General features: G+C 69.2%; 11 protein-coding genes. 5 read left to right on the forward strand and 6 right to left on the reverse strand.

Annotated features, from left to right (window positions below; all coding sequences use genetic code 11):
• Positions 1-33: 33 nt before the first annotated feature.
• Entirely contained in the window at positions 34-999 is a 966-nt protein-coding gene (locus JGU66_19120) for a hypothetical protein (GenBank protein ID MBJ6762880.1), read from the reverse strand.
• A gap of 141 nt (positions 1,000-1,140) precedes the next feature.
• Here JGU66_19120 and JGU66_19125 point away from each other — a divergent pair, with 141 nt between their 5' ends.
• The 3 genes from JGU66_19125 to JGU66_19135 all read left to right on the forward strand — a co-directional run bounded on the left by JGU66_19125 (position 1,141) and on the right by JGU66_19135 (position 3,806).
• A complete protein-coding gene (locus tag JGU66_19125) occupies positions 1,141-1,938 on the forward strand; it encodes a 1-acyl-sn-glycerol-3-phosphate acyltransferase (protein MBJ6762881.1) in 798 nt (265 codons plus the stop codon).
• 61 nt (positions 1,939-1,999) lie between these two features.
• Positions 2,000-3,379, forward strand: coding sequence for a BamA/TamA family outer membrane protein (locus tag JGU66_19130; protein ID MBJ6762882.1), 1,380 nt, complete (start codon positions 2,000-2,002; stop codon positions 3,377-3,379).
• Positions 3,380-3,608: 229 nt separating this feature from the next.
• Complete coding sequence (locus JGU66_19135) at positions 3,609-3,806, forward strand: hypothetical protein (protein MBJ6762883.1); 198 nt, start codon at positions 3,609-3,611, stop codon at positions 3,804-3,806.
• A gap of 3 nt (positions 3,807-3,809) precedes the next feature.
• Here JGU66_19135 and JGU66_19140 read toward each other — a convergent pair whose 3' ends face one another.
• Positions 3,810-5,669, reverse strand: a complete 1,860-nt coding sequence (locus tag JGU66_19140) for a DUF4091 domain-containing protein (GenBank protein ID MBJ6762884.1) — start codon at positions 5,667-5,669, stop codon at positions 3,810-3,812.
• Positions 5,670-6,162: 493 nt separating this feature from the next.
• Here JGU66_19140 and infC point away from each other — a divergent pair, with 493 nt between their 5' ends.
• Positions 6,163-6,861 carry a translation initiation factor IF-3 gene (infC, locus tag JGU66_19145; protein MBJ6762885.1) on the forward strand — a complete coding sequence of 233 codons (699 nt, stop codon included), beginning with the start codon at positions 6,163-6,165 and terminating at the stop codon, positions 6,859-6,861.
• A gap of 186 nt (positions 6,862-7,047) precedes the next feature.
• On the opposite strand, the gene carB is transcribed toward infC, so the two are convergent.
• Positions 7,048-10,296: a carbamoyl-phosphate synthase large subunit gene (gene carB, locus JGU66_19150; GenBank protein MBJ6762886.1), complete on the reverse strand. Its 3,249-nt coding sequence runs from the start codon at positions 10,294-10,296 to the stop codon at positions 7,048-7,050.
• Between the two features lie 135 nt (positions 10,297-10,431).
• On the opposite strand from carB, the gene JGU66_19155 reads away from it, so the two are divergent.
• Positions 10,432-11,133, forward strand: coding sequence for a hypothetical protein (locus JGU66_19155; GenBank protein MBJ6762887.1), 702 nt, complete (start codon positions 10,432-10,434; stop codon positions 11,131-11,133).
• Between the two features lie 64 nt (positions 11,134-11,197).
• Here JGU66_19155 and JGU66_19160 read toward each other — a convergent pair whose 3' ends face one another.
• From JGU66_19160 to rsmD, 3 genes are read right to left on the reverse strand one after another with little or no spacing between them, the layout of a single operon-like run.
• Positions 11,198-12,388: a pyridoxal phosphate-dependent aminotransferase gene (locus JGU66_19160; GenBank protein ID MBJ6762888.1), complete on the reverse strand. Its 1,191-nt coding sequence runs from the start codon at positions 12,386-12,388 to the stop codon at positions 11,198-11,200.
• Between the two features lie 49 nt (positions 12,389-12,437).
• The gene (gene coaD / locus JGU66_19165; GenBank protein MBJ6762889.1) at positions 12,438-12,920 is read right to left on the reverse strand and encodes a pantetheine-phosphate adenylyltransferase; all 483 of its coding nucleotides are present in this window, start codon (positions 12,918-12,920) and stop codon (positions 12,438-12,440) included.
• Between the two features lie 34 nt (positions 12,921-12,954).
• Positions 12,955-13,530: a 16S rRNA (guanine(966)-N(2))-methyltransferase RsmD gene (gene rsmD / locus JGU66_19170; GenBank protein ID MBJ6762890.1), complete on the reverse strand. Its 576-nt coding sequence runs from the start codon at positions 13,528-13,530 to the stop codon at positions 12,955-12,957.
• Positions 13,531-13,542 lie beyond the last annotated feature (12 nt).

Consider the following 13,542-nt stretch of genomic DNA (forward strand, 5'->3'; position numbering starts at 1 on the left):
GTCGGGTGGGACGGGAAGCCTCGCTCGCATGCCTCAGGCGACCGAGCGAACCGCCGCCGTGCTCGGGGGCGCCCAGTCCTTGTTGAGGACCTGGATGGTGCTGGTCGGAATGCCCAGAAGGCTCATGTAGTAGAGGGCGCTGTGCTGAGCGAGGATCTCGTCCTCGAAGGCGAGGATGCCGCTTTCGCTGTAGAGCGACCCCGTCAGGCTCGTGCTGGCGCTCGGCTGCACGTACGTCACCCCGCCCTTCTGCAGCGTGTTGAGCGCGGCGTTGACCGCGGCCGAGCACGTGGGGCCGCACTGGGGGCCGCCCGAGTAGAGCGTGAGGATGGTGTCCAGCCCCGCCACGGTCCAGAGCATCGGCACCACGTCGAGCGTGTTGTAGAGCCGCTGCGCGCTCGACGCGAAGACCGTGTCGTAGGCGGAGGCGAAGGCCGCATCGCCCGCCGTGGGCGCGGCCACGGTGATGGGGACGATGGTCGCGCCGCTCAAGGTGCTCGCGAACCAGGCCGCGAGCACCGAGGCCGTCTGCCCGCCCAGGCTGTGGCCGGTGACGAGGATGGTGGGCGATCCCGAGAGCCCCTGGAGGAACGAGAGCAACCCACCCGAACCCGAGCCCGGCACCGACGAGACCATGCTGTTGATGTTCGTCCAGACCTCGGAGGCGCCCTGGGAGATCTGCGCATTGGGGAACGAGGACGCGGTGAAGGGCAGCGCCACCTGGGTCCCGATGCCCTTGTCCTGGAGGAGGTCCTCCGCGCGCGTGACGAGCGTGCCGCGCACCACCACCGCGTAGGTGCTGTCACCGTCATACGCGACATAGGCGAGGTCCTGGCCGGCGGTGGCGGGGCCCCAGGCGATGCTCCACGAGCCCCCAATCGTCCCCGACATCGCCTTGTTCATGGTGCTGAAGCGCCAGGAGTTGAATTCGTACTGCCCGAGATACGCGATGGCCGAGAGCGTGGCGGCGATCTGCGACTGCGAGAACGTGGAGGCCATGGGTGCATCCTTCCCTTGAGGGTTCGCCGGGAGGAATTGCACCCCGCGTGCCCAGCCCCTCGCGGGGCCGTCTCCCTCGGGCGAGGGCTCGAACCGCGCGACACGCTGGGGTTTCGACGCATTTTCGACGTGTCGGTCGACATGTCGCGGGTTCACGGCCGGGGCTCACCGAGCTGTGACACAGTGCGCGACACTATCGGACTCCCCTTCTCCATCGTCTTCTGGGCCTTCTTCGGGCTCACCAGCGCCGTGCTCTTCGTGGGCGCCGTGCTGGTGTGGCTCATCACGCTCCCGTTCGACCCGAACGGCAGGGTGCTCCACCTGTACTCATGCCTCTGGGCGCAGCTCTACGTGTATGTGAACCCGCTCTGGCGCCTGCGCATCGAGGGCCGCGAGCACCTGCCCTGGCGCGGCGCCGCGGTGCTGGTGGCCAACCACGAGTCGCTCGGGGACGTGCTGGTCCTCTTCGGCCTCTATCGCCCCTTCAAGTGGGTCTCCAAGGCGGAGAACTTCAAGCTGCCGTTCATCGGCTGGAACATGCGGCTCAACCGCTACGTGCCGCTCGTGCGCGGCGACAAGGAGAGCATCGGGCGCATGATGGCGCAGTGCGAGGCGTGGCTCTCGCGTGGCGTCCCCATCCTCATGTTCCCGGAGGGGACCCGCTCGGCGGACGGAAACGTGAAGGCATTCAAGGATGGGGCCTTCACGCTGGCGGTGCACCATGGCTGTCCTGTCATCCCCATCGTCGTGACCGGCACCGCGCGCACGCTGCCGAAGCATGGGCTGGTGATGCGAAACCAGGCCCGTTGCCACGTGCGCGTCCTGCCCCCGATGGATCCCGCTGCCTTCAATGGGGACGTGCACGCCCTGCGGGACGCGGTCCGAGAACGCATCATCACGGAGAAGGCTCGGATGCAGGAGCCCGAGCCTCCCCCCTGAGTCCCGTCCCGATCGCGCTCAGCCTGGATTGCGCTATGACTGCGCGCTCGTGCGAGGTGTGATGAGTCGAAGCGTCGTGGCAGCCGTGTTCGTCGGAGCCGTGGCCCTGCTGTGGGCACGCGGCGCGCGAGCACAAGAGGTCGACCCCGGGCCCACCCAGGTGGTGGGCGAGGTCGTCGTGAACGAGACGGGCCGCACGACGGCCGCGACCATCCAAGGCTATGCGCGCGTGGACGAGGGCGACGCGCTCACGCAGGCGGACCTGCTCAAGGTCGAGCGGAGACTCACCGCCACGGGCCTGTTCCAGGACGTGCACGTGGGCACCGAGCCCATGGCCGATGGCCGCGTGCGGCTCGTGTTGGAGGTGGAGGACAAGGCCTCGTGGGTGGTCGCGCCCACCTTCGCGTTGTCATCCTCCAACGTGGGCGGAGGCCTGCTCTACGCGGAGAACAACCTCTGGGGCCGAAGCAAGAAGTTCGCGGTGGCCGCGCAGGTGAGCACGGCCGAGAGCGGCCTGTTCATGGGCTATCTGGATCCCAACCTGTTCGGCCTGCCGCAGCTCAAGCTGAGCCTGGAGGGACAGCTTCGCAGCGACCGCGTGGAGGAGTATCGCCCCGGCGCGACGCAAGAGTCGCCGGAGGTGGTGCGCCGCACGCGACTCAACTCGGCCTCCATCGCGGGCGAGCTGGGGGTCATGCTGTTCGAGCGCGTGCGCGCGGCGGCGAAGTACCGGCTGATGTTGATCGACGCGCGACCGCCGAGCCAGGACACGCCCGTGACCGAGCCCGCCTTCGAGCCCGGCCCTTCGCAGCGCGACACCTCGCTGCGCCTGATGGTGGGAATCGACACGCGGCAGACGCTGCACGCGGTGATGGAGGGCCTGAACCTGGAGGCCTCCTATGAGCTGTCGAGCCCTGGCGTGTGGAGCGAGTTCCAGTATCGGAAGTTCGGCCTGCTCTACCGACACGGCCTGCGGTTCTTCGAGGAGCACAACCTCGTGCTGCGCGCGGAGGCGGCGCTGGGAACGGACCTGCCCTTCCAGCAGGAGCTGGTGCTCGGAGGCAACTCGCTGCGGGGCTTCCTCCACCGACAGTTCCGAGGCGACACCCGCCTGTCCTTCACCGCCGAGTATCACTTCCCGCTCTTCACCATCCGCTCGCTGGCCTTCCGCGGCGTGGGGTTCTCGGACACGGGCTTGATGCTCTGGCGCTCGATTCCCGAGGACCGCCAGCTGCGCGACGTCACGGGGCGCGTGGTGCGCGGCTACCTCCCGGACGCGAAGGCGGGCCTCGACGGAGCCACGCTCGCGCAGGGCGTGGGCGCCGGCCTGCGCCTGTATTTGCGCAACGTGGTGCTGCCCCTCGTCGGCGTGGATGTGGCCTATGGCGTCAACTCCGGCGAGCTGCGCTTCTACCTGGTCGCGGGTGTCACCTCTTCCTGATCCACTCCTCTGCCCCTCCCATGCCCAAGTCCATCCAAGGCGTCGCGGCGCGCATCTCGTTCTATGACTCCCCCGCAGCGGCCTGGCGTGCCTGGATGCGCGAGGCGGGAACTACCCCTCGGAGGACACGGCGCCGCGACATGCCGGCAAGCGCCTGAATCGCGCGCGCTACGCCGCGTTCCTCGAGCAGGAAGGGCTCACCCAAGGTGGTGCCCCCTGCCCCACCCCCGTGCAGGTCGGCGGTTGGCCCGAGGGGCTCGGAGACGACTGGGAGACGGGCGTCGCGTGTGGACACCGCACGGTGCTCATCCGCGTCCAGCCCTCGCGCATCGGCTTGAGCGCCATCAACAGGCTCCTCGGCGTCGAGGTGTGCGTGAAGCCCGGCTGCAAGCGACCGCGCTGCTCCGACGAGCCCGCGGTCGGCTGACGCTCACGGCCGACGCGAAGGGAAGGACCCACGGGTGCGCTTCGACAGCTCGCTCTGGAGGCTGCGCTGGAGCCGACGGCGACGCCGCAGCAGCGCCCAGACGAGCCCCGCGCCACAGGCCGTCAGCGCGGTGCCAGGCGACGTCTCGCCACAGCCACAGCCCGTGGTCTCCGAGAAGCCTCGGTCCGTGGACCAGATGGACTCCTGCCTCGGTCCTCCGGGCCCCAGCTCGAGGGAGCGCGCGATGAGGCGCTCCCGTGCGCGCTCGAACGCGTCGCCGTCCAAGGTGATCTGATCCGCGGCCGGCACCAGCTCGCGCGCCACCTGCGCCGCGAAGTCCGGGTCGCCCGCCTCCGCCACGCGCATCAGCCACTCGTAGTCCTGCACGCCCGCGCGCAGGAGCTTGAGGCGGAGGCTCGGCAAGGGCACGTGCGTGGTGCCGCCGATGCGCTCGGGCGTCCCGGGATAGAACAGCGTCCCGTCACCATTCCCGCCATAGAAGCTCTGGTCGGTCCACGCGGTGGGCAGGCGCGCGGTCGTCTCGTAGTACGACTCCCCCGAGGCATGCTGGAGGAACACCACCCACGGCATGGCGCGGTTGAGCGCCGCCGCGTGGTCCACCATGTACGAGGGCCAGTGCTTCTCCGCTGACATGCCGCCCACGCAGCCGTGGCTGGAGCAGCTCTGGTACAGCCACAGGGACGTGCCGGGCCGCGTGAGGAACGTGTCATAGGCCGGCCGCTCGACGCCCGCATCGGCGGGGGCGTTCGAGGACATGAGCTGGATCAGCACCGAGATGCGGCCAATCAAGTCCTCGACCCCGTTCGCCTGGGCCTTCGGCAGGCTGGTGGTGACCATGCGCACCAGCCCCGGCGCGGAACGCTGGAGCACGGTCGCGCGAGCCCGCAGCGCATCGTAGGTGCTGAACAGCGGCGGCTCGTCCGCGGTGTAGTCGTACGCGCGATCAATCCATCCCCGCGCGGTGAAGTGCTCCACGAACGAGGCCAGCGCGCCGTCCTCCAGGGGCCCCATGTACTGGGCGCTCGTCATCCGCGCCCCCTTCAAGCGCGTGGCCGCGGTGCCATCCAGCAGCGGCCCATAGACCGCGTCGAAGCGATCCCACCACCCGCCCGATGGCTGGATGACGAACACGTCCGACAGCGTGATGCGATGGTCCAACGCCAGCCGCGCGTAGAGCCCCACCAGGCTGGCGCGCGCGTCATCGCTGCCGCAGTCCTTGCGGCCCGTGTGCGCCTCGCAGACGAGGTCCGGCTCCAGCCCGAAGGCCGTGGCATACAGGGGCGTGCTGGGCAGCACCACATCCACCACGGTCAGCGCCACGGAGACCGAGCCCAGCGCCCGCTCCGCGTCCCGCACCTCCACGGTGCCCTGGTAGCTCCCGGGTGGAGCGTCCTCTGGCACGAGCAGATCCACCCAGATGCCCCGAGACTCCCCTCGGGGCACGTCGAACGGGAACGCCCGCCGAGGTTCGCCGAAGACTTCGTCCACGTCGGGCGTCAGCGCATCCGGCCAGGAGCCCACCTCGCCCGGTCCCCCCGACGGCACCGTCACGTCCAGGTAACCCTCACGGTAGAGCGTGAGCTGACGACCTCCCAGGTGTACCGGGCCGTCCAGTCCCGCGCAGCGGGCCGTGACAGCGCTCGCCCCGGTGTCCCCGCCGTGCACGATGACCTGGAAGCTCACGGCCTCGTTGCGCGCCGCCGTGAGCCGCACCGCATTCCCCGCGTGGGGCGCGGTGTCGGGACGGACCTTCACCATCAAGCTCTCGGCATAGACCTGGGGGTCCGCGCGCGCGACCATTCCCACCAGCAGTACGACCACGCCCAGCACCGTTGCGCGCATCCCCCGCCCCGCTCGTCCGCAGGGAAGACATGCGGAGCCCCATCGGCCGACCCCAGGGGTCCCCCACGGCATCGGCCCCAGGCTGTTCGCTCCGCGACGCGATGGCGCCCTCCCCACGTCCGAGAACCCACACCGCCTCCCATGCGGCGTGGGTGCCCCGGTCTCCCGTGTCCCCTGGAAGACAGGGCCTGGCGCTCGGACGCCACCCCACACGGGGTGTCTGCTCGCCCGGTGGTTCCGTGGCGAGAACCAGACGACTGCATTACTTTCCGACGCACGGTTCCCCCACGAACCGAAGTCGGTGGTATGCCCCTCGTCCCGCTAGGTGAGCGAGCGGGGCATTCGAGTCCACTCGAAACGGCGACGGCGTCCTGCCAGGCGGAGCGGCTGACGGGAGGGTCGCCCCACTTTCACGACGGACTCCCTGTCGTAGCGCGTGGGCCTGTCACACCTTTGAAGCGCAGGCCCGAAACCCATTTCGGAGGATGGTCACATCATTCGCGAACAACGAAGCAGCCGCGGCGGGAGCCGCGACCAGAGAACCAACCGTCGTATCCGTGCTCGTGAAGTCCGGGTCGTGGGTCCGGATGGCGCGCAGCTTGGCGTCATGCCGCTCGAAGCAGCGCTGGAGCGGGCTCGCTCGGAGGGGCTCGACCTCGTCGAGATCAGCCCCATGGCGACGCCGCCGGTCTGCAAGATCATGGACTACGGCAAGTTCAAGTACGAGGAGAAGAAGAAGGCCTCGGACGCCAAGCGGGCCCAGGTCACGGTGCAGCTGAAGGAAGTGAAGCTGCGGCCGAAGACCGAGGAGCACGACTACGAGTTCAAGGTCCGCAACGTCCGCCGGTTCATCGAGGACGGGAACAAGGCCAAGGTCGTCATCCAGTTCCGCGGTCGTGAGATCACCCACAAGGAACTGGGCAGCGCCATCCTCGACGATGTCATGAAGGACCTGAAGGACATCGCGATCGCGGAGCAGATGCCGCGCATGGAAGGCCGGCAGATGTACATGATCCTCGGCCCGACGCCGAAGGTCGCCCAGCGCGCCCGTGAGGCCGTGCGTCAGGCGGCTGCGAGCGCTCGCCGAGCTCCAGCTCCTGCTGCACCGGGTGGCGCACCCGCCCGTGAGTCCACGGACAACGCCCAGAGCGACGACGCTGCTCCCGAGTCGACGCCGAGCCCGGCCCCGTAACCGGAGCCGAAGCGCGGCGGGGAGGCTCCGAAGAGGAGCCAGAAGACAGGGCACGCCCCTCCCCGCCGCCGCAGCAGTCTCTCCCCCATCAGGCCTCCCCGGAGCAGCACCCCACGCCCCGGCGGCGACCGCCTGCGGACGAAGGAGGCCGGAGTGACCGGCCCCCACGTCCGCGCGGAGTGAGGCCTACCGCCGCGCCGGAAGCTGCGGCTTCACACCCAGGTACTCCTGGAGCGACTTCACCGACAGCTCGGAGCGCTTCAGCGACTCGAGGGCGCCCACCGCCATGCGGGCGGCCTGCACCGTCGTGTAGTACGGCACCGAGTGCATCAGGGACTCGCGGCGCAGCGAGAAGCTGTCGGAGATCTCCTGCTTGCCGAAGGTGGTGTTGATGACCAGGACGATCTCCCCGTCGACAATCTTGTCGACGATGTTCGGCCGGCCCTCCTTCACCTTCTGCACCATCTGCGTCTCGATGCCCTTGGTCTTCAGGTACTCGTGCGTGCCGCGCGTGGTGGCCAGCGTGAAGCCCATGGCGCGCAGACGGCGGCCCAGGTCCACCACCGCCGGCTTGTCATCGTCCTTCACGGAGATGAACACGCGGCCGGACTTGGGCAGCTTCACGCCCGCGGCCAGCTGGCTCTTGGCGAACGCGGTGGGGTAGTCCTCCGCGAGCCCCATCACCTCGCCCGTGGACTTCATCTCCGGGCCCAGGATGACGTCCACGCCCGCGAAGCGCGCGAACGGGAACACGCTCTCCTTCACCGCGACGTGGCGGAACTCGGGCTCGGACGTGTGGCCGAGCTCCTTGAGCGTCTTGCCCACCATGCAGAGCGCGGCGATCTTCGCCATCGGCACGCCCGTGGCCTTGGAGATGAAGGGCACCGTGCGGCTCGCGCGCGGGTTCACTTCCAGGATGTAGATGGTCTTCCCCTGGATGGCGAACTGCACGTTCATCAGGCCCACCACGCCCAGCTCGCGAGCCAGCGCGTTGGCCTGATCCTTCATGCGCTCCACCAGGTCCGGGGAAAGCGAGTGCGGCGGCAGCGTGGCGGCCGCGTCACCCGAGTGCACGCCGGCCTCCTGGATGTGCTCCAGCACGCCACCGATGAGCGTCGCGCCCGTGCGGTCCGCCACCAGGTCCAGGTCCACCTCGATGGCGTCCTTGAGGAAGCGATCGATGAGCACCGGGTGCTCCGGCGACGCGCTCACGGCCTCGCGCATGTACCGCTCCAGGCTGGCCGCGTCGTACACGGTCTCCATCGCCCGGCCGCCCAGCACGTACGAGGGGCGCACCATCACCGGATAGCCGATGCGCTCGGCGACCTTGAAGGCCTCGGCGTGGCTGCGCGCGACGCCGTTCTCCGGCTGCGTGAGCCCGAGCTTCTCGATGAGGGCGGAGAACTTCTCGCGGTCCTCGGCCCGGTCGATGGCGTCCGGCGACGTGCCCAGGATCGGCAGGCCCGCCTTCTCCAAGGGAACGCTGAGCCGCAGCGGCGTCTGGCCACCGAACTGCACGATGGCGCCCACCGGCTTCTCGCGCTGGGACACCTCCAGCACGTCCTCGATGGTCAGCGGCTCGAAGTAGAGGCGGTCCGACGTGTCGTAGTCGGTGGACACCGTCTCCGGGTTGCAGTTGACCATCACGGTCTCGTACCCGGCCTCGCGCAGCGCGAAGGCCGCGTGCACGCACGCGTAATCGAACTCGATGCCCTGGCCGATGCGGATGGGACCGCTGCCCAGGATGAGCACCTTCTGCCTGTCCGTGGGAGGCGACTCGTCCTCCTCCTCGTAGGTCGAGTACAGGTAGGGCGTGTACGCCTCGAACTCGGCGGCGCAGGTGTCCACCCGCTTGTACACGGGACGGATGCCGCGGGCCTGCCGGTGTGAACGGACCTCGGCCTCGGGATAGCCGAGCAGCCGGCCCAGGTACTTGTCCGAGAACCCGTGCGACTTCGCCATCCGCAGCACGTCGTCCGGGAGCTGATCCAACCGGCCGTAGTCCGCCAGCGTCTGCGCCTCGCGGACCAGCGCCTCGATGTGCCGCAGGAACCACGGGTCGATGGCGGACAGGGCATGCACCTGCTCCACCGTCATGCCCTCGCGGAACGCCTGGGCCACGAACCAGGGCCGCTCGGGGCGAGGCACGCGCAGCGACTCGTGCAGCACCTTCTCGCGCTCCTCCTTCTCCGCGGGCAGCTCGGGGGACTCCAGGCCCACGCGGCCCAGCTCCATGGAGCGCAGGGCCTTCATGTACGCCTCGGGGAAGGTGCGGCCAATGGCCATCACCTCGCCCACCGAGCGCATGCTGGTGGTGAGCGTGCGGTCCGCGTGCGGGAACTTCTCGAAGTTGAAGCGGGGGACCTTCACCACCACGTAGTCGATGGTCGGCTCGAACGAGGCCGGCGTCTCGCGGGTGATGTCGTTGCGCAGCTCGTCCAGCGTGTAGCCCAGCGCCAGCTTCGCGGCGATCTTCGCGATGGGGTAGCCCGTGGCCTTCGAGGCGAGCGCGCTGGAGCGGGACACGCGCGGGTTCATCTCGATGACGACCATGCGGCCGTCGCGCGGGTGGATGCCGAACTGGATGTTCGAGCCGCCCGTGTCGACGCCAATCTCGCGGATGATGGCCAGCGAGGCCTGGCGCATGCGCTGGTACTCGCGGTCCGTCAGCGTCTGCGCGGGCGCCACGGTGATGGAGTCACCGGTGTGGACGCCCATGGGGTCCAGGTTCTCGATGGAGCAGACGATGATGACGTTGTCCGCCGAGTCACGCACCACCTCCAGCTCGTACTCCTTCCAGCCGAGCACGCTCTCCTCCACGAGGATGGTGGAGGTGGGGCTCGCCTTGAGGCCGGAGCGGCAGATGGTCTCGAACTCCTCGCGGTTGTACGCGATGCCACCGCCCGTGCCGCCCAGCGTGAAGGACGGACGGATGATGGCCGGGAAGCCAATCTCGTCCGTCAGCGCCAGCGCGTCAGCGAGCGTGGTGGCGTAGCCGCTCTTGGGGAGCGACACGCCAATCTTCTGCATCGCGGCCTTGAAGAGCTGGCGGTCCTCCGCCTTGTTGATGGCCTCCAGCGATGCGCCGATGAGGCGCACGCCGTACTTCTCCAGGATTCCCTGCTCGGCCAGGGCCTTGGCGAGATTCAGGGCCGTCTGGCCACCCATGGTGGGCAAGAGGGAGTCGGGGCGCTCAGCGGCCAGGATTCGCTCGGCCGCCTCCACGGTGATGGGCTCGATGTACGTTCGGTGGGCGAACTCGGGGTCCGTCATCACGGTGGCTGGGTTGCTGTTGAGCAACACCACCTCGACGCCTTCGTCCCTCAGTGCCTTGATGGCCTGGGTACCGGAATAGTCGAACTCGACGGCCTGCCCGATGACGATCGGGCCCGAGCCAATCACAAGAACCTTGCGGATATCGGTACGCTTTGGCATCGGGCGCCCCCCATACCAACGTCCGCCGCCACATGCACGCGGCGCGTGCAACGGCGCGTCAGAACCGGTCGTCCGCCCGCTCGGGGACCGGAGCACGGCGGGCTCTGGTACGCTCCCGCGCCTCTCGGAGGTCCCATGCGTCGCTGGTCCCTGGCCCTGCTCGTCTCCCTCGCTTCCCCCGCCTTCGCGCAGGCGCCCGAGGCCGCGCCCACCGCGCCCACGCCTGTGGCCGCCGAGCCCGCGCCTGCGCCCAGCCCCGCCGCCGCTGAATCCGCCGCGCCGCCGCGCCCCGCGCCGGCACCGCGCAAGGCCCCCGCTGCGCCGAAGGAATCCGCGCCAAAGGAGGCCACTCCCAAAGAGGCCGCGCCTCGCGCCGCGCCCACCGCCGCGGCGAAGGAGCCGCCGCCCCCGCCGCCTGTCCCCACCCCTCCCGCGGGTGAAGCGCCGGAGCCGGACGACGCCCAGACAGAGATTCGTCAGGAAGCGCGCTTTCTCTTCCAGAGCCTCTTGAGCGGAGATGTCCGCAACGCCGCCGCCGAGCTGACGTACCCGTTCCAGCTCGAGGACAAGCACATCGGCACGCCCGAGGAGCTGGTGCAGGCGTGGGTGAAGCAGATCCGCCTGAAGCGCACGGACCTCGTCACCCTCTATGACATCGAGGTGATGACCCTGGCCGACATGGAGAAGAAGCACGGCAAGGCCCCTGCCCGGCTGGGGCTGGACCTGCGCAACACCAAGGACGTCTGGGTGGCGGTGGGCAACCTCTCCGGCCACGCCGCCATCTTCCTCTTCCGGGACGGCGGCGATCAGTGGCGAGCGTTCGCCTATACCGACTGAGCAAGCCGTTCCGAGCGTGAGCGCTCAGCGCTACTCGTGAGCGCTCGGCTCTACTCGTGAGCGCTCAGCTCAACGCAGCGACGAACTCGCCCAGCCGCGCGAGCCCCTTGCGCAGCACCTCGCGCGAGGTGACGAAGCTCATCCGCACGTAGCCCGGCGCGCCGAACGGATCTCCCGGCACGGCCGCCACGCGGAAGTCGTCCAAGAGGATCTCCGAGATGCGCATCGAGTCGCCCACCGGCGCGCCCTTGTAGCGACGCTGAGCCAGGCCGCGCACGTCCGCCAGGGCGTAGAAGGCGCCCTCGGGCATCCGGCAGCGCACGCCATCGAGCGCGTTGAGCCCCTGGACGAACAGGTCTCGCCGGGCCTTGTACTCGGCCACCATGGCGGAGATGGTGTCCGAAGGCCCCTGGAGCGCGGCCACCGCCGCCTTCTGCGCGATGGACGAGGCGTTGGAGGTGGACTGGTCCTGCACCATCGTCATGGCGGCGATGAGCGGCTTGGGCCCCGCCACGTAGCCGATGCGCCAGCCCGTCATCGCGTACGACTTGCTCAGGCCGTTGGACACCACCAGCCGCGGAATGAGGTCCGGCGCCACGTTGCCCAGGTTGAGGAACTGGCCCTCGTACAAGAGCTTCTCGTACATGTCGTCGCTGACGATGAGGCAGTCATGGCCGCGCACGGCGTCCGCGATGCGCTCCAGCGTGGCGCGCGAGTAGACGGCGCCCGTGGGGTTCGCCGGGCTATTGAGGATGATGGCGCGCGTGCGCGGCGTGAGCGCGCGGCGGATGGCCTCGGGGTCCGGCGCGAAGCCGTCTTCCTCTCGCGTGGGGATGATGACGGGGCGCCCGCCCGCCAGGTGCACCATGTCCGGGTAGCTCACCCAGTAGGGGGCGAAGACGATGACCTCGTCGCCCTCGTCCAGCAGCGCCTGGAAGGTGTTGTAGAGGCCCTGCTTGCCGCCCGCGGTCACCAGGATCTGATCCGCCGCGAACTTCAGCGCGTTGTCCTTCTCCAGCTTCTGGCGGATGGCCTCGCGCAGCTCGGGGATGCCGGACGTGGCGGTGTACTTGGTGAAGCCGCCCTTCAACGCGTCGATGGCGGCCTGCTTCACGAAGTCCGGCGTGTCGAAGTCCGGCTCGCCCGCCGCCAGCACGACCACGTCCACGCCTTGGGCCGCCAGGGCCTTGGCACGGGCATTCAGCGCGAGGGTGGCGGACGGCTTGATGGCCTGGAGCCGGCGAGCGAGTTTCATGCCCCGTGCCTAGCGCGGAGCGATGGGCCGGACAAGCGTTCGTGGTGCGTTACGTCTTGCCGGCAAACTTCGCCTTCAGGCGCGCATTCACGTTGTCGGGAACCAGTCCGGACACGTCACCGCCGAAGGACGCCACTTCGCGCACCAGCTGCGAGGAGATGTAGAAGTAGTCCTCGCCCGTCATCATGAAGACGGTCTCCACGTTGGGCGCCAGCTTGCGGTTCATGTTCGCGAGCTGAAACTCGTATTCGAAGTCCGACACCGCCCGCAGCCCGCGAACGATGACGCCCACGTTGCGGCTGCGCACGTAGTCCACGAGCAGCCCGTGGAACGAGTCCACTTCCACCCGGCTGTCCTTGACCGCATCGAGGATCAGCTCGCGCCGCTCCTCCTGCGAGAACAGCGGCGTCTTCTTCGGGTTCACCGCGATGGCCACGATGAGCCGATCGAACATCTTCAGGCTGCGCTGAATGAGGCTCAGGTGCCCGTTGGTGAGCGGATCGAACGAACCAGGATAGATGGCGACCGGCATGTGGCCCGGAGTCTCGGACGCCCCCGGAAGTCGGTCAAGCAATGGTCGACGGGGACTCGGCCGGCGCCCGGTAGAAGGTCACCAGCGTGTCCCCGAACCGCCGTTGATCTTCCTGCGTGAGCCCCGCGTGGGACTCGGGCGCCGCCTCGCGCTTGTCGTGCTCCACCACGACCGTGCCGCCGGGCGCCACCACCTTCGCCACGCTCTCCAGCACGGACTCCACCACCCGCGCCGCATAGGGCGGGTCCGCGAAGACGATGTCGAAGCGCTCGCCCTGTCGCGCCAACGTCTCCAGCGCCCGATTCACCGGCTGCGCCAGCAGCGTCGTCTGGGCGGTGAAGCCCAGGTGCTCCGCGTTCTGCCGGCACAGCGCCTGGGCCTCGCGGTCCTGATCCACCATCACCAGGTGGCCCGCGCCCCGAGAGAGCGCCTCCAGCCCGAGCGCGCCCGTCCCCGCGTACAGGTCCAGCACGCGCTGGCCGTCCAGGAACTGGCCCAGCATGTTGAAGAGGGTCTCCCGGACCCGGTCCGCCGTGGGGCGGATGTGCTGCGATGTCGCCTTGGGGCCCGCCAACGAGCGTCCCCGGGCCGTGCCCGCCACGATGCGCATGGCGCCCTTCTA

The sequence above is a fragment of the Myxococcaceae bacterium JPH2 genome, from assembly GCA_016458225.1.
GTDB lineage: Bacteria > Myxococcota > Myxococcia > Myxococcales > Myxococcaceae > Citreicoccus.

What these genes read in the sequence shown, in the direction of transcription:
- JGU66_19120 (MBJ6762880.1), bottom strand. Translation starts at nt 999, where the DNA reads ATGGCCTCCACGTTCTCGCAGTCGCAGATCGCCGCCACGCTCTCGGCC.
- JGU66_19125 (MBJ6762881.1), top strand. Translation starts at nt 1,141, where the DNA reads ATGTCGCGGGTTCACGGCCGGGGCTCACCGAGCTGTGACACAGTGCGC.
- JGU66_19130 (MBJ6762882.1), top strand. Translation starts at nt 2,000, where the DNA reads ATGAGTCGAAGCGTCGTGGCAGCCGTGTTCGTCGGAGCCGTGGCCCTG.
- JGU66_19140 (MBJ6762884.1), bottom strand. Translation starts at nt 5,669, where the DNA reads ATGCGCGCAACGGTGCTGGGCGTGGTCGTACTGCTGGTGGGAATGGTC.
- carB (MBJ6762886.1), bottom strand. Translation starts at nt 10,296, where the DNA reads ATGCCAAAGCGTACCGATATCCGCAAGGTTCTTGTGATTGGCTCGGGC.
- JGU66_19155 (MBJ6762887.1), top strand. Translation starts at nt 10,432, where the DNA reads ATGCGTCGCTGGTCCCTGGCCCTGCTCGTCTCCCTCGCTTCCCCCGCC.
- JGU66_19160 (MBJ6762888.1), bottom strand. Translation starts at nt 12,388, where the DNA reads ATGAAACTCGCTCGCCGGCTCCAGGCCATCAAGCCGTCCGCCACCCTC.
- coaD (MBJ6762889.1), bottom strand. Translation starts at nt 12,920, where the DNA reads ATGCCGGTCGCCATCTATCCTGGTTCGTTCGATCCGCTCACCAACGGG.
- rsmD (MBJ6762890.1), bottom strand. Translation starts at nt 13,530, where the DNA reads ATGCGCATCGTGGCGGGCACGGCCCGGGGACGCTCGTTGGCGGGCCCC.